At 64.7% G+C, this 17,450-nt stretch carries 22 protein-coding genes; 5 read left to right on the plus strand and 17 right to left on the minus strand.

Translation table 11 applies throughout. The features are described 5' to 3' along the window. Positions 1–35: 35 nt before the first annotated feature. From JANGC3_RS0125040 to JANGC3_RS0125065, 6 genes are read right to left on the minus strand one after another with little or no spacing between them, the layout of a single operon-like run. Positions 36–1,082: an AI-2E family transporter gene (locus JANGC3_RS0125040; RefSeq protein ID WP_017879241.1), complete on the minus strand. Its 1,047-nt coding sequence runs from the start codon at positions 1,080–1,082 to the stop codon at positions 36–38. A gap of 50 nt (positions 1,083–1,132) precedes the next feature. Next, positions 1,133–1,732, minus strand: a complete 600-nt coding sequence (locus JANGC3_RS0125045; RefSeq protein WP_017879242.1) for an SCO family protein — start codon at positions 1,730–1,732, stop codon at positions 1,133–1,135. 3 nt (positions 1,733–1,735) lie between these two features. After that, complete coding sequence (gene cyoE / locus JANGC3_RS0125050; protein ID WP_017879243.1) at positions 1,736–2,629, minus strand: heme o synthase; 894 nt, start codon at positions 2,627–2,629, stop codon at positions 1,736–1,738. Then, positions 2,626–3,786 (minus strand): COX15/CtaA family protein, encoded by a 1,161-nt coding sequence (locus JANGC3_RS0125055; RefSeq protein ID WP_017879244.1) that lies wholly within the window; start codon positions 3,784–3,786, stop codon positions 2,626–2,628. Before JANGC3_RS0125055 ends, cyoE begins: the two co-directional genes overlap by 4 nt. Positions 3,787–3,789: 3 nt before the next feature. Then, positions 3,790–4,335, minus strand: coding sequence for an SCO family protein (locus JANGC3_RS0125060; RefSeq protein WP_232429825.1), 546 nt, complete (start codon positions 4,333–4,335; stop codon positions 3,790–3,792). Between the two features lie 58 nt (positions 4,336–4,393). Continuing rightward, positions 4,394–5,113, minus strand: a complete 720-nt coding sequence (locus JANGC3_RS0125065; protein WP_017879246.1) for an SURF1 family protein — start codon at positions 5,111–5,113, stop codon at positions 4,394–4,396. Between the two features lie 37 nt (positions 5,114–5,150). On the opposite strand from JANGC3_RS0125065, the gene JANGC3_RS0125070 reads away from it, so the two are divergent. Next, positions 5,151–5,351, plus strand: a complete 201-nt coding sequence (locus tag JANGC3_RS0125070) for a twin transmembrane helix small protein (RefSeq protein WP_017879247.1) — start codon at positions 5,151–5,153, stop codon at positions 5,349–5,351. A gap of 183 nt (positions 5,352–5,534) precedes the next feature. On the opposite strand, the gene JANGC3_RS0125075 is transcribed toward JANGC3_RS0125070, so the two are convergent. The 7 genes from JANGC3_RS0125075 to JANGC3_RS0125105 all read right to left on the minus strand — a co-directional run bounded on the left by JANGC3_RS0125075 (position 5,535) and on the right by JANGC3_RS0125105 (position 11,558). Beyond that, positions 5,535–6,395, minus strand: a complete 861-nt coding sequence (locus tag JANGC3_RS0125075) for a cytochrome c oxidase subunit 3 (protein ID WP_026133495.1) — start codon at positions 6,393–6,395, stop codon at positions 5,535–5,537. 56 nt (positions 6,396–6,451) lie between these two features. Beyond that, positions 6,452–6,661: a DUF2970 domain-containing protein gene (locus JANGC3_RS0125080; protein ID WP_017879249.1), complete on the minus strand. Its 210-nt coding sequence runs from the start codon at positions 6,659–6,661 to the stop codon at positions 6,452–6,454. Positions 6,662–6,683: 22 nt separating this feature from the next. After that, positions 6,684–7,238 (minus strand): cytochrome c oxidase assembly protein, encoded by a 555-nt coding sequence (locus JANGC3_RS0125085; RefSeq protein WP_017879250.1) that lies wholly within the window; start codon positions 7,236–7,238, stop codon positions 6,684–6,686. 1 nt (position 7,239) lies between these two features. Then, on the minus strand, positions 7,240–7,347 hold the full coding sequence (locus tag JANGC3_RS33970) for a cytochrome oxidase small assembly protein (protein ID WP_017879251.1): 108 nt from the start codon (positions 7,345–7,347) through the stop codon (positions 7,240–7,242). A gap of 61 nt (positions 7,348–7,408) precedes the next feature. Continuing rightward, complete coding sequence (gene ctaD, locus JANGC3_RS0125095) at positions 7,409–9,004, minus strand: cytochrome c oxidase subunit I (RefSeq protein ID WP_026133496.1); 1,596 nt, start codon at positions 9,002–9,004, stop codon at positions 7,409–7,411. A 13-nt stretch (positions 9,005–9,017) separates the two neighbouring features. Then, positions 9,018–10,229 carry a cytochrome c oxidase subunit II gene (gene coxB / locus JANGC3_RS0125100; protein WP_026133497.1) on the minus strand — a complete coding sequence of 404 codons (1,212 nt, stop codon included), beginning with the start codon at positions 10,227–10,229 and terminating at the stop codon, positions 9,018–9,020. 417 nt (positions 10,230–10,646) lie between these two features. Then, complete coding sequence (locus JANGC3_RS0125105) at positions 10,647–11,558, minus strand: methyltransferase domain-containing protein (protein WP_017879254.1); 912 nt, start codon at positions 11,556–11,558, stop codon at positions 10,647–10,649. Between the two features lie 58 nt (positions 11,559–11,616). Between JANGC3_RS0125105 and JANGC3_RS0125110 the strand changes: the two genes are divergently transcribed. Both JANGC3_RS0125110 and trmL read left to right on the plus strand, forming a co-directional pair. Further along, positions 11,617–12,366 carry a ComF family protein gene (locus tag JANGC3_RS0125110; protein ID WP_017879255.1) on the plus strand — a complete coding sequence of 250 codons (750 nt, stop codon included), beginning with the start codon at positions 11,617–11,619 and terminating at the stop codon, positions 12,364–12,366. A gap of 24 nt (positions 12,367–12,390) precedes the next feature. After that, entirely contained in the window at positions 12,391–12,861 is a 471-nt protein-coding gene (gene trmL, locus JANGC3_RS0125115) for a tRNA (uridine(34)/cytosine(34)/5-carboxymethylaminomethyluridine(34)-2'-O)-methyltransferase TrmL (RefSeq protein WP_026133499.1), read from the plus strand. 149 nt (positions 12,862–13,010) lie between these two features. On the opposite strand, the gene JANGC3_RS0125120 is transcribed toward trmL, so the two are convergent. Next, positions 13,011–13,487 (minus strand): adenylyltransferase/cytidyltransferase family protein, encoded by a 477-nt coding sequence (locus JANGC3_RS0125120; protein WP_017879257.1) that lies wholly within the window; start codon positions 13,485–13,487, stop codon positions 13,011–13,013. Between the two features lie 38 nt (positions 13,488–13,525). Further along, positions 13,526–14,713 (minus strand): PilT/PilU family type 4a pilus ATPase, encoded by a 1,188-nt coding sequence (locus tag JANGC3_RS0125125; protein ID WP_017879258.1) that lies wholly within the window; start codon positions 14,711–14,713, stop codon positions 13,526–13,528. Positions 14,714–14,887: 174 nt separating this feature from the next. Between JANGC3_RS0125125 and JANGC3_RS0125130 the strand changes: the two genes are divergently transcribed. Together JANGC3_RS0125130 and ubiA are read left to right on the plus strand one after the other, a co-directional pair. Next, a complete protein-coding gene (locus JANGC3_RS0125130) occupies positions 14,888–15,826 on the plus strand; it encodes a hydrogen peroxide-inducible genes activator (protein ID WP_017879259.1) in 939 nt (312 codons plus the stop codon). 48 nt (positions 15,827–15,874) lie between these two features. Beyond that, a complete protein-coding gene (ubiA, locus tag JANGC3_RS0125135; RefSeq protein ID WP_035789096.1) occupies positions 15,875–16,735 on the plus strand; it encodes a 4-hydroxybenzoate octaprenyltransferase in 861 nt (286 codons plus the stop codon). Positions 16,736–16,804: 69 nt separating this feature from the next. Here the strand turns inward: ubiA and JANGC3_RS33390 are convergent, their stop codons facing one another. Both JANGC3_RS33390 and JANGC3_RS33015 read right to left on the minus strand, forming a co-directional pair. Continuing rightward, positions 16,805–17,107: a hypothetical protein gene (locus tag JANGC3_RS33390; protein WP_198292103.1), complete on the minus strand. Its 303-nt coding sequence runs from the start codon at positions 17,105–17,107 to the stop codon at positions 16,805–16,807. Further along, on the minus strand, positions 17,092–17,259 hold the full coding sequence (locus tag JANGC3_RS33015; RefSeq protein ID WP_157407004.1) for a hypothetical protein: 168 nt from the start codon (positions 17,257–17,259) through the stop codon (positions 17,092–17,094). Before JANGC3_RS33015 ends, JANGC3_RS33390 begins: the two co-directional genes overlap by 16 nt. Between the last annotated feature and the right edge of the window lie 191 nt (positions 17,260–17,450).

Consider the following 17,450-nt stretch of genomic DNA (forward strand, 5'->3'; position numbering starts at 1 on the left):
CCGAGGCCGGCGCAAGCCGACCTACTACAACCGCGCTAGAGTTTCTCCGGCGGGATGCCGGTCCAGTTGCGCAGCAGGCCGTACAGCACCGCCAACAGCGTCGGGCCGATGAACAGGCCGACGAAGCCGAACGCCAGCACGCCGCCCAGCACGCCGAGCAACACCAGCAGGAACGGCAGGCTGCTGCCGCGGCTGATCAGCATCGGTTTGACCACGTTGTCGACGCCGCTGATGAGGAACAGGCCCCAGGCCAGCATGAAGATGCCCCAGCCGGTCTGGCCGTGGTTGAACAGCCAGACCGCGGCGCCGCCCCACAGCAGCGGCGGGCCGACCGGGATCAGCGAAAACAGGAAGGTGCCCAGGCCCAGCAGCGCCACCGCCGGCACGCCGGCGATCAGGAAGCCGAGCACCGCCACCAGCGATTGCGCCAACGCCGTGCCCAGCAGGCCGTACATGACGCCGCGCACGGTGCGGCTGACCGTCAGCGACACCTGCGCCGCGTTCTCGCCGATGATGCGCTGCATGCCGGCCGACAGCGCCGCCAGCAGCGCCTCGCCGTCGCGGTACAGGAAGAAGCTGACGAATACCGCCAGACTGGTCTGCGCCACGCCGCGGCCCAGCAGCAGGCCGCCGGCCAGCACGAAGCGGCGCGCCGGTTCCAGCAGGTTCTTGGCCAGCTCCAGCATTTCAGCCTTGCTGCCGATCAGCCGGCTGACATACCCGTCCAGCGTCTCGCCGACCAGCGGCACCTGCTTGAGCCAGGCCGGCGCCGCCAGCGAGCCGGAGTCGAGCGCAAGCTTGATCTGGTCGTAGATGCGCGCCACGTTGTCGGCCAGGTTGTAGGTCACCAGTGCCAGCGGCACGATGATCAACAGCACCAGCGACAGCGTCATGATGGCGGCGGCCAGATTGCGCCGCCCCTTCAGCCGCGCCAACAGGAATTGGTACAGCGGCCAGCTGGAGATGCTGACGCAGGCGGCGAACAGCATCGCCGCCAGGAACGGCCGCAGCACGTAGAAGCAGCCGATCAGCAAAAACAGGATGGCGGCCATGCGCACCACCGCCTCGAAACGTTTTTCCATGCCTTACAACCCTTCTGGTGGAGTCAATCGGCCGGCCGGCGCGGCGGCGTTCAGGACAGCAGTTGCTTGAGGTCGTGGACGATGGGCGCGGCGCCCTGGCCGTGGCGCACGAACAGGCGCAGCTTGCCGTTGCGGTCGAACACGTAGCTGCCGGCGGTGTGGTCGACGGTGTAACTGCCGGGCGTCTTGCCGGGCACCTTGGCGTAGAACACCTTGAATTCCTTGGCCACCTTGGCGGTGGCGGCGGCGTCGCCGTACAGGCCGAGGAAGCGTGTATCGAAAGCCGGCACGTATTCGGCCAGCAGGGCCTGGGTGTCGCGCTCCGGGTCGACGGTGACGAACGCCACCTGCACCTGCTCGGCCTGCGGGCCGAGGTCCTTCATCACGGCGGCCATCTCGGCCATCGTGGTCGGGCACACGTCCGGACACTGGGTGTAGCCGAAGAACACCACCACCAGCTTGCCCTTGAAGTCGGCCAGCGTGCGCGCCTTGCCGGTGTGGTCGGTCAGCGCGAAGTCCCTGGCGTAATCGAGGCCGGTCAGGTCGGTGTTCTTGAATGCCAGCTTGGGCGCCGACGCCTGCTGGCCGCAACCGGTCAGCGCCAAGGCCATGGCCAGGGCCAGCAGGGTCGAGCCGAGGATTTTTTTCATGTTTTAGAGTTTGATGTAGTGGTCGACCAGCAGGGCCGCGAACAGCAGCGACAGGTAGACGATCGAATAGGTGAACGCCTTGCGGGCGATCAGGTCGGTGTAGTGGCGGTAGATTTTCCACGAGTGGCGCAGGAACACGGCGTTCAGCAGCACCGCCGAGACCAGGTAGATCATGCCGCTCATGTGCACCGCGAACGGCAGCAGCGTGGTGGCGGCCAACGCGATCGAGTACAGCCAGACGTGGAACTGGGTGAACGGCAGGCCGTGCGTCACCGGCAGCATCGGCAGGCCGGACTTGGCGTAGTCGTCGCGCCGGTACATCGCCAGCGCCCAGAAGTGCGGCGGGGTCCAGACGAAGATGATCAGCACCAGCAGCCAGGCTTGCATCGGCACGTCGTTGGCCACCGCGGCCCAGCCCAGCGCCGGCGGCATGGCGCCCGACAGGCCGCCGATGACGATGTTTTGCGGCGTCGCCGGTTTCAGTATCATGGTGTAGATGACGGCGTAGCCGACGAAGGTGACGAAGGTCAGCCACATCGTCAGCGGGTTCACCAGCGCGTACAGGATCCACATGCCGGCGCCACCGATGACGGCCGAGAACACCGCCGTCTGCGTCACCGAAATGTCGCCCATGGCCATCGGCCGGCGCGCGGTGCGCGCCATGCGCGCGTCGATTTCGCGCTCGGCCAGGCAGTTGACGGCGAAGGCCGCGCCGGCCAGCAGCCAGATGCCGACGGTGGCGGCGACCACCACGCGCCAGTCGGGCAGCTCGTCGGTGGCCATGAACATGCCGATGACGGCGCAAAACACCGCCAGCTGGGTCACGCGCGGTTTGGTCAGCGCCCAGTACTGGGCGATGCGGTGGGTGGATTTATGGGTAGCGGTCTGGGTCGTCATTGGTGGTGTTTCACAGGCGAAAATTGCGTGGGTGCGGCGCTGGAGGCGGCTCGGCGCGCAATCTCAAGTTGCAGCTTGGCCCGGTAGTTTAACATGGTCAGCAGCAGCACCAGCAACGCGGCGCCGCCGTTGTGCAGCACGGCGATGGCCAGCGGCCAGTCGAAGTAGATGGTGGCGATGCCGCTGCACGCCTGCAGCGCCAACACCGCGGCGATACCGCGCGCCAGCCGGTGCAGCGACGGGTGGCCCCAGGCGCGGTGGGCGGTGTAGCCTACGCCCAGCAGCAGCAGCAGCGCGAAGCTGCGGTGCACCCAGTGGATCGCCGTCAGCGCCGAGAACGGCAGGTAGTGGCCGGCGGCGGTCTTGCCCAGCTCGCGCCACAGCGTGAAGCCGTGCTCGAAGTCCATCGCCGGCACCAGCGCGCCGGCGCACAGCGGGAAGTCGGTGCAGGCCAGCGTCGCGTAGTTGGTGCTGACCCAGCCGCCCAGCGCGATCTGCACCAGCAGCAGCAGCGCCGAGAACAGCGCCAGCGCGCGGACGCGCCGCATCACCGGCAGCGGCCCGGTGCGCGGCGGCGGCGGCGCCAGCGCGCTGTCCTGGCGCGCGCCCAGCCACACCAGCATCGCCAGCAAGCCCATGCCCAGCAGCAGGTGGATGGTGACGATCAGCGGCTGCAGCTTCAAGGTCACGGTCCAGGCGCCGAACGCGCCCTGCACGCAGACGAAGACGAACAGCGCCGTCGGCAGCCACGGCGAGAATTCGGCGCGCCGGCTGGCGCGCCACTGGCGCCAGGCCTGCGCCATCAGCGCCACGATCAGCACGCCGATCGCCATCGCCAGGTAGCGGTGGATCATCTCGATCCAGGCCTTGGCCAGCGTCACCGGGCCGCTCGGCATCAAGGCCTCGGCGGCGCGGATCTCCTGGTGCGCCAGGAAGGGGTTGGCCAGGCCGTAGCAGCCGGGCCAGTCGGGACAGCCGAGGCCCGAATCGGTCAGGCGCGTGAAGGCGCCGAACATGATCAGGTCGAACGTCAGGAACACCGCGATCCACACCAGCTTGCGGTATTTGTGGGGGTCCGACGACGTCCACACCATCGCCAGCGGCAGCAGCGCGATCAGCAGGCCGGTGACGGCCAGTTGGGCCAGGGTCAGGTGCATGGTTTAGCCTATCGCGGACGCTTTGAGCAGCTTGCCGATGTCCTTCTTCACCTTGGACGGGTCGGCGTCCTTCGGGAAGCGCATCATCAGGTTGCCGAGCGGGTCGATCAGGTACATGTGTTCGGCCGCGTTGCCGCCCGCCTCCACCGGCAGCCAGGCCTTCAAGGCCGGCGCCTGCACGCGCAGCATGTGGGTGCCGTCGAACTCGCGCATGACGGTGGTGTCGAGCGGCTGCCCGTCGGTGACCAGCCAGACGCGCTCCAGACGCTCCATTTCCTTGCCCTGCATCAGGCGCAACTGGCGCATGGCGAACAACTGCTTCTTGCACGCCTGCTGGCAGTCGGACGGGCCGCTTTGCAGCATGATCCACTTGCCCTTGTAGGCTTCCAGGCCGGTCGGCTTGCCTTCCAGCGTGGTCGCGCCCAGCGCCGGGATCGGGTAGGCGCGCGGGTCGATCAGCGCGCCGTAGTTGGTGCGTCCGCTCGGCTTGATCACGTAATAGGTGACGTAGGAGGCGATCAGCGGGAAGGCGCACACGCCCAGCACCATCAGCAGCTTCCAGCGGCCGCGGTTTTGCTGCTGCTGGTCCACTTGCGGGGTAGTCGGTTTAGTTTGGTCCACGGCGAAATCCTGTAAAAACAAAAAATAAAAGGGCCATCAACGCCAGCGCGTACCACTGGAACGCGTAGCCGCGGTGTTTGTCGACGCCCAGCGCAGGCGCCGGCCAGTCGCGCACCAGCGCGTCGCCGGCCGCCGCCGCGCCGCTCTGCTCGATGATGAACGGCTGCAGGCGCAACCCGCTGGCCTTGACCAATTCGCCGATGTCAAGGTTTTGCACGATGGCGTCCGGGCGCAGCGGCGCGGCGGTTCCCAGTTGCATCACGTGGCCGGCGTTGAGCCTGGCGATGCCCTCGATGCTGACAACGCCGGCCGGCGTCGCGTAGACCGGCAGGCGGGCGCGGTCGGCGCTGTGGCGCGGCAGCCAGCCGCGCGCCACCAGCACGTGCTGGTCCGAGCCGGCGATTTTAAACGGCATTAACAGGTAAAAGCCGGCGCGGCCCTGGTAGGGCCGGTTGTCCAGGTACAGCGCCCAGCCCGGCACGAACTGGCCGCTGACGGCGACGCGGCGGAACTCGACCTGCGCCGGCGCCAACGGCCGCGGCCCCAGCGCCAGCGGCGCGGCGGCGTTGCCGGCGGCCAGCCTGGCCTGCAGCGCGGTTTTTTGCGCCGCGCGGCGGTCCTGCCACTGGCCCAGCGACACGCCCAGCGCCACCACCAGCAGCGTGGCGACGAAGGGAATCCACCTAAAACGGAAACGGATACGCATTACAATGGAGTCCTCATCAAAACCACCACCACCATCCATGAAAATCGTCGTCGCCATCGCCTTCATCCTGATCCTCGGCAGCCTCGGCTCGGCGCTGTTCTACCTGATGCGCGACAAGGGCAAAAGCAACCGCACGGTGCACGCGCTGGCCCTACGCGTCGGCTTGTCGATCACGCTGTTCCTGCTGATCCTGCTCGGCTACAAGCTCGGCTACATCACCCCCACCGGCATCCGCTGAACACCGGGGACAGACCACGATTTCCGGGAAAGTATTTCCCGGAAATCGTGGTCTGTCCCCGGTATTGCTTGGCTTAACTGTTGCCATAACAACCAAACAAGCCGCCACGAAAAAAGCCGCACGCGGGGTCCCCAGCGTGCGGCTTTTCAACGAGGCGGTCGCCCGCCGCCGATTGCAAGCAGATTATAACCAATATACGACGACGTACAGGCCGAGCCAGACGACGTCGACGAAGTGCCAGTACCAGGCCGCGCCTTCGAAGCCGAAATGCTGCTCCGGCGTGAAGTGGCCCTTCATGACGCGGTACAGAATCACCGACAGCATGATCGCGCCCAGGGTCACGTGGAAGCCGTGGAAACCGGTCAGCATGAAGAAGGTCGAACCGTAGATGCCCGAGGTCATTTTCAGGTTCAGCTCGCTGTAAGCGTGCATGTATTCGTACACCTGGAAGCCCATGAAGACGGCGCCCAGCAGCACGGTGGCGGCGAGGAACAGCGCGGTTTTGGCGCGCTGGCCTTCGCGCAGCGCGTGGTGCGAGATGGTCAGCGTAACGCCGGACAGCAGCAGCAGGGCGGTGTTGATGGTCGGGATGGGGAAAGGACCCATGGTGGTGAATTCCTGCACCACGCCGGCCGGGCCGGTGTTGCCCCAGTGGGCGGCGAAGTCCGGCCAGATGAATTTATGGTCCAGATCGCCCAACCACGGCATCGAAATGCTGCGGGCGTAGAACAGCGCGCCGAAGAAGGCGCCGAAGAACATCACTTCGGAGAAGATGAACCAGCTCATGCTCCAGCGGAAGGAGTAGTCGATGCGCTGGCTGTACAGGCCCTTTTCGGATTCGCCGATGGCGTCGCCGAACCAGAAGTACAGCACCGCGATGGCGCCGAACAGGCCGACGAACGTCAGGTACGGACCCCAGCCGGCGTCGTTGACCCACGCCGAGGCGCCGATCATCGTCAAGAGCAGGCTCAGGCCGGCCAGCATAGGCCACTTGGATGGGCCTGGCACGAAGTAGTACGGCGCGGCGGCGTGTGTTGAACTCATCTTCATCTCCTAAATCAATCTGTATTCGGTGAACTGCTAATTTTTTTTACTGATGTTTACAACACGACAAACTTGACGATGCCGATCAGGACGCCGACCAGGCAGGCCACCGCCAGCAAGCCGGCGATGACGATGTGGACCGGGTTCAACTTGGCCGCGTCGGCGTCGAAATCGCTTTTGCGGCGCAGGCCGGTGAACGACCACACCACCGCCTTCAGCGAATACAGGAAGGACGCCTGCTTCGGCCGGTTTTTCAACTCGCTCATGCCGCCATCCCCGTTGTCATGCTCACTGCGCCTGGCTCAGGCCGGCGATTTCAAAAAACGTGTACGACAGGGTGATGGTCTTCACGTCCTTCGGCAGCGCCGGGTCGATGAAGAACACCACCGGCATCTGGCGCGCCTCGTTCGGTTTCAACGTCTGCTGTTTAAAGCAGAAGCATTCGACCTTCTTGAAGTGCGGCGTCGCGCTTTGCGGCGCGTAGCTCGGTATCGCTTGCGCGTTGACCGTGCGCGCCTGGGTGTTGACCACTTCGTACATTACCGTCGCCAGTTCGCCCGGGTGCACCTTCATGCTGTTGACCACCGGGCGGAAGCGCCAGGGTCCCTGCGCGTTGCCGTCGAAATCGACGGTGACGGTGCGGCTCTTGTCGACCTGGGTGTTCTTGTCGTACTCGACCGTGCCGTCCGGTTGGGTCAGCACGTTCACGCCCAACACCTCGCAAATCTGTTTGTAGACCGGGATCAGCGCGTAGCCGAAGCCAAACATCAACACCGCGACGACCAGCAACTTGCCGAGCATCTTGCGGTTCAAGCCTTTGACTTCTTGCGCGTCGTCGCTCACGTCAGCTCAGCCAAATGTGCTTGACGAAGACGGAGAGGAAGAACACCAGCGCGATCGAGCCGATGATCAGGCCGGTCTTCAGGTTGTTCGGTTTTTTCTGGTCTGACATGGCAGTCTGCTTTTCGTTCAATCAAGTGCGGGCCGGATGACGCTCCGGCCCGTCAACGCCATTATTTTACCGTCGGCGGGGTTTCAAAGGTGTGGAACGGGGCCGGGCTAGGCACGGTCCATTCCAGGCCTTCGGCGCCGTCCCATGGCTTCGCTTCGGCTTTTTTGCCGCCGCGGATGGTCGGGATCACGACGAAGAACAGGAAGTACACCTGGCACAGGCCGAAGCCGAAGGCGCCGATGGTGGCCCACATGTTGAAGTCGGTGAACTGCGCCGGGTAGTCGGCGTAGCGGCGCGGCATGCCGGCCAGGCCCAGGAAGTGCATCGGGAAGAAGGTGATGTTGAAGGTCACCAGCGAAGCCCAGAAGTGCACCTTGCCGCGGAATTCGTTGTACATGTGGCCGGTCCATTTCGGCGACCAGTAGTAGAAACCGGCGAACAGGGCGAACAGCGAGCCGGCCACCAGCACGTAGTGGAAGTGCGCCACCACGTAGTAGGTGTCCTGCAGTTGGATGTCGATCGGCGTCACCGCCAGGATCAGGCCGGTGAAGCCGCCGATGGTGAACACGAAGATGAAGCCGACCGCGAACAGCATCGGGGTTTCAAACGACATCGAACCGCGCCACATCGTGGCGATCCAGTTGAACACTTTGACGCCGGTCGGCACCGCGATCAACATCGTCGCGTACATGAAGAACAGCTGGCTGGTCACCGGCATGCCGGTGGTAAACATGTGGTGGGCCCAGACGATGAACGACAGGATGGCGATCGACGCGGTGGCGTAGACCATCGAGGCGTAACCGAACAGCGCCTTGCGGGCGAAGGCCGGCAGGATCTGCGAGACGATGCCGAAAGCCGGCAAAATCATGATGTAGACTTCGGGATGGCCGAAGAACCAGAAAATGTGCTGGTACATGACCGGGTCGCCGCCGCCGGCGGCGTTGAAGAACGAGGTGCCGAAGTGGCGGTCGGTCAGGGTCATGGTGATGGCGCCCGCCAGTACCGGCATGACGGCGATCAGCAGGTAGGCGGTGATCAGCCAGGTCCAGCAGAACATCGGCATTTTCATCAAGGTCATGCCAGGGCAGCGCATGTTCAGGATGGTGACGATGATGTTGATCGAACCCATGATCGACGAGGCGCCCATCAGATGCATGGCGAAAATCGCCATGTCCATCCCCGGTCCCATTTGCGTCGACAGCGGCGCGTACAGCGTCCAGCCGGCGGCGGTGGCGCCACCCGGCACCAGGAACGAGGTCGCCAGCAGGATCGCCGCCGGCGGCAGCAGCCAGAACGAGAAGTTGTTCATGCGCGCGAACGCCATGTCGGAGGCGCCCACTTGCAGCGGGATCATCCAGTTGGCGTAGCCGACGAAGGCCGGCATGATGGCGCCGAACACCATCACCAGGCCGTGCATCGTGGTCAGCTGGTTGAAGAACTCCGGCTGGAAGAACTGCAGGCCCGGCTGGAACAACTCGCTGCGGATCAGCAGGGCGAGAACGCCGCCCGACATCAGCATGACGAAGGAGAACCACAGGTACAAGGTACCGATATCTTTATGGTTGGTTGCGAACAACCAGCGTTGCAGGCCGTGCGGGTGATCGTGGGCGTGATCGTGGCCGTGGTCGTGCGCGTGATCCACTGTGCTTGTGCTCATATGAAGCTCCTAATTACTTGCGTGCAGCCAGAACTTCGGCTGGTTGAACGATGTTTTCTTCGGCCTTGTTCGACCAGTTGTTGCGGGTGTAGGTGATCACCGCCGCAATGTCCGTATCCGACAACTGCTTCCATGCTGGCATTTCCGACGGGTAGGCGCCGCTCTTCTGGCCGTGCAACAGTACCTTGATCTGCTCGGCCTTCGGACCGTTCACCACTTTCGAGCCGTCCAGCGCGGCGAAGGCGCCCGGCAAGCCCTTGCCGTTGGCCTGGTGGCAAACGATGCAATTGGTGGTGTAGACTTTTTCGCCCTTGGTTTTCAGCTCGTCGATGGTCCAGGTCTTGCTTGGATCGTCGGCCAGCGCGGCCATTTCTTTCTTCTTGCCGTCCACCCAGACTTTATAGTCTTCGGCCGAGACCACATTGACGACGATGGGCATGAACGCGTGTTCCTTGCCGCACAGCTCGGCGCAATTGCCGCGGAACTTGCCGACGTGGTCGGCCTTGAACCAGGTGTCGCGCACGAAGCCCGGAATGGCGTCTTGCTTGACGCCGAAGGCCGGCACCGACCAGGCGTGGATGACGTCGTTGGCGGTCAGGACGATGCGGATTTTCTTGTTAACCGGGACCACGACTTCGTTGTCGACTTCGATCAGGTAGTTGTCGCCGCGTTTCTCGCTCGGCTGCACGCCGGGCGAACCCACTTGCGCGCGCGGGGTCGACAGGTTCGACAGGAAGGCAATGCCCTCGCCTTCGCCCTTGAGGTAGTCGTAGCCCCATTTCCACTGCATGCCGGTGGCCTTGATGGTGATGTCGGCGTTCGAGGTGTCCTTCATGCCGACCACGGTGCGGGTCGCCGGCAGGGCCATGCCGATCACGATCAGGAACGGCACCACGGTCCAGGCGATTTCGACGGTGGTGCTTTCGTGGAAGGTGGCCGGCTTGTGGCCCAGCGATTTGCGGTGTTTGAAGATCGAGTAAAACATCACGCCGAACACGGCGACGAAGATCACCAGGCAGATGATCATCATCCAGGTGTGCAGATCGTAGATCTCGTGCGCGATTTGCGTCGCCGGTGGTTGCAGGTTCATTTCAAACGGAACTGGTCCGCCCGTGCCCGCATACTTGCCCGCCGCCGCGGCGGTATCGGCCGCCCACGCCGGGACGCCGGCCGCTGTCAACGACAGCCCGAGCATCAACGATTGAAGTCGCTTTGCATGTTTCATGTTTTCCCCAACCACCCAAAAATAAAAATATTTTTTTAAACGGCGCCGGGATTCGACCATCCGAACCGCCGTCGCTCCGCTAACTGCGCCACGGCCATGTTGCCGCCTTGCGCTAAACACCTACAGGTCCCATGCCGGCCCCGCGCGACAAAAACACATCGCACGAAAAGTCCGGCTGGAACCTTGACATCGCCACCGGTGAACCTATATCACCCATGAACGCTGGCTTACCCTTGCCCGTTTGTCGCCCCGGCCGCCCGAGCTTTCGGGCCGCGTCCAGTGCTGACAAAATTAGTCAACGATTATAATCAAGAATTCCACACTTCATCAAGGGATAATCCACTCTGCGGGACCGCATTCGCCCCTTTCACACCCCTTTGCAACGATAGTAGAGCCGCCGCATCGGCCCAGTCCGGTTTATTTCGGTTTGCGCGGCAAATCGAAGCGGATAATTGCCTCGCCGGCCTGGGTCGTGCGCGGCGCCGGCCGGAACGCGTGGCCGTAAATAATCTCGAAACTCAGCCCCAGCGTGCCGTCCGGCCGGCGCAGCGCCCGCAGCGCCGCCAGCATGCGGTCCCAGGCCGCCCTGCCCATCAGGCCGCGGCGGCGCGTCTCCAGCGGATTGCCGCCCCAGGCGCGCACGTCGGCCAGCAAGGCGGCGGCGTTCGGGTAGGTGACGGTGATGGTTTCCATGTCCAGCACCGGCGTCGAAAAACCGACCTCGACCAACATGTCGCCGAAGTCGTGCATGTCGACGAAGGGCAGCGCCGGCGCCGCCAGGCCCGCCGCGGCGAACGCCGCGCGCAGCTCCTTGAAGGTGTCCGGGCCGAAGCAGGAGAACATCAGCAAGCCGTCGTTGCGCAGCGCGCGGCGCCATTCGGCGAAGACGCGGTCGGGCAGCGGATGCCAGTGCAGCGCCAGGTTGGACCAGACCAGGTCGAGCGTGGCCGGCCCCAGCGGCAGCTGGGAGAAGTCGCCGCACAGCAGGTCGATGCCGGCCTTGGCCGGCAGCATCTTGCTGAGGAACTGGTTCAGCGCCGCCAGCTTGGTGGCCGGCGCCTTGGCCGCGCCGACCATCGCCGCGGCGGCGTCCAGGCCGAGGATCTGCGCCGCCGGGAAGTCCTTTTGCAGCAGCGCCAGGTCCAGGCCCGGCCCGCAGCCGGCGTCGAGTACGCGCTGCGGCGCGATCTTCACCAGCGTCAGGCGCTCGTGCATGCGCGCGGCGATCTCGCGGCGCAGGAAATCGGACGGCTGCACGCGCGCCGGCCGCGAAAACAGTTCACGCACGCGCACCGTGTCGATCGGCGCGCTCATTTTGGGCGGGGTCATAGTTGAATCGGATGAAGGTGAGATAATGCCGGCAGTGTACATGGAACGAGGCCAAGCGATGCGAGACCGTGCGCCGTTCGAATGGCGCGCGCTGGGGCCGGCCCTGCTGCGCGCGCTGCTGCCGGCCGCCTGCGCGCTGTGCGGCGGGCGCTGCGACGGCGCGCTGTGCGCGCCCTGCCAGGCGCAGTACCTGGGCCGGCGCCGGCCGCGCTGCCGGCAATGCGCCAATCCGCTGCCGCACGACGGCGGCGCCGACGGCGGCCCGTGCGGGCGCTGCCTGGCGCGCCCGCCGGCCTTCGACGCCACCGTGGTGGCGGCCGACTACGCCGCGCCGGTCGACCAGTTGCTGCTGCAGCTGAAATTCGGCGGCCGCCTGGCGCTGGCGCCGCTGTTTGCGCGACTGCTGCGCGACGCCGTGCTCGAACGCGGCGACGTCGCGCTGCCCGCCCTGCTCTGCCCGGTACCGCTGGGGCCGCGCCGGCTGGCCGAGCGAGGCTTCAACCAGGCGCTGGAAATCGCCCGGCCGCTGGCGCGCGCGCTCGGCGTCGCGCTGCACCCGGCGCTGGCGGCCAGGGTCCATGACACGCGGGCCCAGAGCCGGGTCGCGCCGCACGAGCGCGGCCTCAATATGCAACAGGCGTTCGCGCTGGCGCCGCACGCCGCCGCGCTGCTGCGCGGGCGCCACGTCGGCGTCGTCGACGACGTCATCACCAGCGGCCGCACGCTGGGGGAGCTGGCCGCCACGTTGAAACGCCACGGCGCCGCGCGCGTGACCAACCTGGTCTTCGCGCGCACGCCGCCGCACTAGTGTTTACTTAATAAGGAGAATGAATTGTTTCACGTCGTCTTGGTAGAACCCGAAATCCCGCCCAACACCGGCAACGTCATCCGCCTGTGCGCCAACACCGGCGCCCAGTTGCATCTGATCGAACCGCTCGGCTTCCCGCTCGACGACGCCAAGATGAAGCGCGCCGGCCTCGACTACCACGACTACGCCACCATGAAGGTGCACGCCAACTGGGACGCCTTCATCGCCGCCACGTCGCCGGACCCGGCGCGCATGTTCGCCATGACCACGCACGGCTCGTCGCCGTTCGGCCAGGCCGCGTTCCAGCCGGGCGACGTGTTCGTGTTCGGCTCCGAGACCAAGGGGCTGGACCCGGCGCTGCGCGCATCGTTCCCGCCCGGCCAGCGCATCCGCCTGCCGATGCGCCCGGACAACCGCAGCCTGAACCTGTCGAACACGGTGGCGGTGGTGGTGTTCGAGGCGTGGCGGCAGAACGGCTACGCCGGCGGCGCGTAAGGCGGCGTTTGCGGCGAAGCGCCGGGGCCGAGCCAATTGGCGCCTGGTAGGTCGGATCAGCGAAGCGTCATCCGACGTCAGGGCCGCCGTCGACGCCAGTCGGGTTGCGCCCCTTGGGCTAACCCGAGCTACACAAGCTGTCGGCGCATCTAGCCGCCGCGCACCTTGCTAAGCAGCTTGCTGGTGGAGCGGTCGTGCGCGAAGTCGATCGCCACCGCCTGGCCGCCGTAGGCCAGCACCGCCCGCCCTTCGGGGATCGCCGCCATGTCGTAGTCGCCGCCCTTGACGTAGATCTGCGGCCGGGTTTCCTGCACCACTTCGAGCGCGCTGTCCTCGGAAAACGGCACCACCAGGCTGACCGATTCGAGCGCCGCCAGCACCGCCATGCGGTCCTCGCAGCCGTTCAGCGGCCGGTCGTCGCCCTTGCCCAGGCGCTTGACCGAGGCGTCGGTGTTGATCGCCACCACCAGCGAGGCGCCCAGCGCGCGCGCCTGCGCCAGGTAGGTCACGTGGCCGCGGTGCAAAATGTCAAACACGCCGTTGGTGACGACGACCGGCTTGGGCAGCGCGGCGACGCGCTCCCGCAAATCGTTACGGCTGCAAATCTTGGTTTCGAATTCGGGCATGGCTCATCTAGGTTGGGGTGGGTGGGGCCGGCGCTTTGTTAATGGCCCGGTTCTTCCTTCTCGTCCTCGGCGTCGATCTGCATGCTGAACTGGTCGGCCGCGCCTGCCGCCGCGCCGCCCGGCTCCTTGCGGTCGCCGCGCAGCTTGATCTGCAGGCGCAGGCCGTTGGCCGAGTCGGCGTTGCGGATCGCCTCGTCGTAGCCGATATAGCCCTTATTATAGAGTTCATACAGCGCCTGGTCGAAGGTGCACATGCCCAGTTCGCGCGATTTATGCATAATTTCCTTGATCGCCTGGAAATTGCCCTTCAATACCATCTCGGCGATCGTCGGCGTGTTCAGCAAAATCTCGATGGCCGCCTTGCGGCCCTGGCCGTCCTCGGTGCGCACCAGGCGCTGCGAGACGATGGCGCGCAGGTTCGACGACAGGTCCATCAGCAACTGCCCGCGGCGCTCCTCGGGGAAGAAGTTGATGATGCGGTCCATGGTCTGGTTGGAGTTGTTCGCGTGCAAGGTGCCCAGGCACAGGTGGCCGGTCTCGGCGAAGGCGATGGCGTGCTCCATCGTCTCGGTGTCGCGGATTTCGCCGATCAGGATCACGTCCGGCGCCTGGCGCAGCGTGTTTTTCAGCGCGTTGTGCCACGACAGCGTGTCGACGCCGACCTCGCGGTGGGTGACCAGGCAACGCTTGTTCTTGTGCACGTACTCGACCGGGTCCTCGACGGTGATGATGTGGCCGGCCGAATTGGCGTTGCGGTAGTCGATCATCGCCGCCAGCGTGGTCGACTTGCCCGAGCCGGTGCCGCCGACGACCAGCACCAGGCCGCGCTTGGTCATGATGACGTCCTTGAGCACCTCGGGCAGCTCGAGCTTCTCGAAATTCGGTATTTCCGAGGCGATGGTGCGCACCACCATCGCGACGTTTTGTTGCTGTACGTAGACATTGACGCGGAAACGGCAGACCTCGGGCAGCGAAATGGCGAAATTGCACTCCATTTCCTGCTCGAACTCGCGCTTTTGCTTGTCGTTCATGATGGCCAGCGCCAGCGCCCGCGTCACCTCGCCGCTCAGGCGCTGCTGGCTCAGCGGCTTCATCGCGCCCTGCGACTTGATACTGGGCGGGAAATCGGCGGAAATGAACAAGTCCGAGCCGCCCATGTGGTGCATCACCTTGAGCAGCTTGTGGATGTAGGCCAGCGCCTCTTCGGGGCCAAACGTGGATGACATGCGCGCCTTTCCGCGAGGGGGCAGTGGGGATGCCGGCCGCCGCCGCCCCTCGGTCCGGCCGGCGTCCTATTCCGCTACAATACCCTTTCTTCGCCGCATTTTGGCGTTTTCGGCGCCGCTGAAAGCTTGCTTTCAATCGTTGCGCTACGGCTCAGCCTGTGCTTCAATAACTTTATGACACTAACCGAACTCAAATACATTGTTGCTGTCGCGCGCGCGAAACACTTTGGCCACGCCGCCGAAGCCTGTTTCGTTGCGCAGCCGACGCTGTCGGTCGCCATCAAGAAACTCGAAGACGAACTCGGCGTGGTGTTGTTCGAGCGCGGCGGCGCCGAAATCTCGGTCACGCCGCTGGGCGCGCAAATCATCGCCCAGGCCGAACGGGTGCTGGAGCAGACCGCCGCCATCAAGGAACTGGCGAAACAAAACAAGGACCCGCTGGCCGGACCGCTGCGCCTGGGCGTGATTTACACGATCGGGCCGTCGCTGCTGCCGCCGCTGGTGACGGCGATGATCGCCAAGGTGCCGCAAATGCCCCTGATCCTGCAGGAAAACTTCACCGTGCGCCTGTTGGAACTGCTGCGCCAGGGCGAGCTGGACGTGGCCGTCATGGCCCTGCCGCTGCCCGAACACGGCATGTCGATACTGCCGATGTACGACGAGCCCTTTGTCGTGGCGATGCCGAAAAGCCATGACTGGGCCGCCCGCCACAGCATTCCGGCCGAGGACCTGAAGGCGGAAAACATGCTACTGCTGGGCAATGGCCACTGCTTCCGCGACCAGGTGCTGGAAGTGTGCCCGGAAATGGCGCGCTTCTCCACGCCCGGCAACGGCATGCAGCGCACCTTCGAAGGCTCTTCGCTGGAAACCATCCGCCACATGGTCGCCAGCGGCATTGGCTTGACCGTGCTGCCGCGCGCCTCGGTGCCGGACATGGACACGCGCGACGGCCTGCTGCAATTCCGCCCGTTCGACAGCCCGGCGCCGTCGCGCCGCGTGGTCATCGTCTGGCGCAAAAGCTTCACCCGCAAAGCCGCCATCGACGCGCTGTGCGACGCCGTCGCCGCCTGCCACCTGCCGGGCGTGACGCACCTGAACGGCGCCGCCAAATAACGCAAGCGATTTGCGATAATGCCGCCTTGCCTCGAATTGACCGACCACATGAAGAATAAACTGGCGCTGTATTTCCGCCTGATCCGGCTCGACAAACCCATCGGCACGGTGTTGCTGCTGTGGCCGACGCTGTGCGCGCTGTGGCTGGCCGCCGCCGGCGCGCCGGACTGGCGCCTGCTGCTGATTTTCACGCTGGGCACCTTCCTGATGCGCTCGGCCGGCTGCGCCGTCAACGACTATGCCGACCAGGATATCGACAGGCACGTCAAGCGCACCGCCGAACGCCCCCTCACCAGCGGGCGCATCAGCGGCAAGGAGGCGCTGGCCGTGGCCGCCGTGCTGGCCCTGCTGGCGTTCGCGCTGATCCTGCCGCTCAACGCGCTGACCAAGCAATTGTCGGTGGCCGCCGTCGTCATCGCCGCTACCTATCCGTATTTCAAGCGCTTCTTTGCGCTTCCGCAAGCCTACCTCGGCATCGCCTTCGGCTTCGGCATCCCGATGGCCTTCGCCGCCGTGCAAAACGCGGTGCCGTCCGTGGCCTGGTTGTTATTGCTGGGCAATGTGTTCTGGGCCGTCGCCTACGACACCGAGTACGCGATGGTCGACCGCGACGACGACTTAAAAATCGGCATCAAAACCTCGGCCATCACCTTCGGCCGCTACGACGTCGCCGCCGTCATGGCCTGCTACCTGGCCGCCGGGCTGATTTGGCTGGCCTGCGGCTGGCAGCTCGGCCTGCGCGGCTGGTACCTCGCCGGCCTGGCGCTGGCGGCCGGCTGCGCGCTCTACCACTACACCCTGATCCGCGGGCGCGAACGGATGCCCTGCTTCGCCGCCTTCCGCCACAACAACTGGCTCGGCGCGGCCGTGTTCGCCGGAGTCGCGCTCGACTACGCGTTCCGCCCCTAGCGCGGACGTAAAAAAACGCCCCTCGGGGCGTTTTTTGCCGGCGCAGCTGGCGCCCGCCGCAACGACGGCTTAACCCCAAAGCGCGCAAATCCGCTCCCAACGATCGCAGGCGCCGGGAACGCCGTCCGCGCACTCGCTTAACAGGTCGCCGCAATAGGTATCGCTAGGCCGGGCCGTCGCGCTGCCGCTAAAGGCGGCGGCGAAACCGACAGAGACGAAAAACACGAACACAGCTTTTTTGACAGAGATCATTGGTATTCCTTGGAAGTGAATGAATCGACGAAAAACCTCGGTGGTGCGGCAGAGTGCATTCTTGATTAAGCATTCAATATTCGAATAATTGGTTTTGCCGCGGGCTAGATCGTTTGGCAAACCCGCGTCCAGTGCAGACAGGCGGCGCTATTGCCCTCGATGCAATCGCCCATCAGTTGCTCGCAGTATTCGAAGTCACGGGCCTGTGCGATACCGCCGGCGAAACCGAGGGCGACGAAAAACACAAGCATTGCTTTTTTAACAGAGATCACGATTGTTCCCTTTGCTTGAACGAAGACGATAAAAAAACCAGGTGCAGACCTAAAATTTTAGCATTGAATAAATATTTATAATTCGAAAAAGTAATATAAATATAATATTTTAAGATAAGCAGGGCGCAGCGAAGAAAAAATCGCCGACGCGCTCGTTCACGTCGCCTCGGACGGAAATTGCAACAATCCGC

Origin of the sequence: Janthinobacterium sp. CG3, from assembly GCF_000344615.1 — a bacterium.
GTDB lineage: Bacteria > Pseudomonadota > Gammaproteobacteria > Burkholderiales > Burkholderiaceae_D > Janthinobacterium.

Bases quoted from the DNA above. Each gene is read 5' to 3' on its own strand.
- JANGC3_RS0125040 (WP_017879241.1), bottom strand. From the start codon at position 1,082: ATGGAAAAACGTTTCGAGGCGGTGGTGCGCATGGCCGCCATCCTGTTT.
- JANGC3_RS0125045 (WP_017879242.1), bottom strand. From the start codon at position 1,732: ATGAAAAAAATCCTCGGCTCGACCCTGCTGGCCCTGGCCATGGCCTTG.
- cyoE (WP_017879243.1), bottom strand. From the start codon at position 2,629: ATGACGACCCAGACCGCTACCCATAAATCCACCCACCGCATCGCCCAG.
- JANGC3_RS0125055 (WP_017879244.1), bottom strand. From the start codon at position 3,786: ATGCACCTGACCCTGGCCCAACTGGCCGTCACCGGCCTGCTGATCGCG.
- JANGC3_RS0125060 (WP_232429825.1), bottom strand. From the start codon at position 4,335: ATGGTGCTGGGCGTGTGCGCCTTCCCGCTGATCGCCTCCTACGTCACC.
- JANGC3_RS0125065 (WP_017879246.1), bottom strand. From the start codon at position 5,113: ATGCGTATCCGTTTCCGTTTTAGGTGGATTCCCTTCGTCGCCACGCTG.
- JANGC3_RS0125070 (WP_017879247.1), top strand. From the start codon at position 5,151: ATGAAAATCGTCGTCGCCATCGCCTTCATCCTGATCCTCGGCAGCCTC.
- JANGC3_RS0125075 (WP_026133495.1), bottom strand. From the start codon at position 6,395: ATGAGTTCAACACACGCCGCCGCGCCGTACTACTTCGTGCCAGGCCCA.
- JANGC3_RS0125080 (WP_017879249.1), bottom strand. From the start codon at position 6,661: ATGAGCGAGTTGAAAAACCGGCCGAAGCAGGCGTCCTTCCTGTATTCG.
- JANGC3_RS33970 (WP_017879251.1), bottom strand. From the start codon at position 7,347: ATGTCAGACCAGAAAAAACCGAACAACCTGAAGACCGGCCTGATCATC.
- ctaD (WP_026133496.1), bottom strand. From the start codon at position 9,004: ATGAGCACAAGCACAGTGGATCACGCGCACGACCACGGCCACGATCAC.
- coxB (WP_026133497.1), bottom strand. From the start codon at position 10,229: ATGAAACATGCAAAGCGACTTCAATCGTTGATGCTCGGGCTGTCGTTG.
- JANGC3_RS0125105 (WP_017879254.1), bottom strand. From the start codon at position 11,558: ATGACCCCGCCCAAAATGAGCGCGCCGATCGACACGGTGCGCGTGCGT.
- JANGC3_RS0125110 (WP_017879255.1), top strand. From the start codon at position 11,617: ATGCGAGACCGTGCGCCGTTCGAATGGCGCGCGCTGGGGCCGGCCCTG.
- JANGC3_RS0125120 (WP_017879257.1), bottom strand. From the start codon at position 13,487: ATGCCCGAATTCGAAACCAAGATTTGCAGCCGTAACGATTTGCGGGAG.
- JANGC3_RS0125125 (WP_017879258.1), bottom strand. From the start codon at position 14,713: ATGTCATCCACGTTTGGCCCCGAAGAGGCGCTGGCCTACATCCACAAG.
- JANGC3_RS0125130 (WP_017879259.1), top strand. From the start codon at position 14,888: ATGACACTAACCGAACTCAAATACATTGTTGCTGTCGCGCGCGCGAAA.
- ubiA (WP_035789096.1), top strand. From the start codon at position 15,875: ATGAAGAATAAACTGGCGCTGTATTTCCGCCTGATCCGGCTCGACAAA.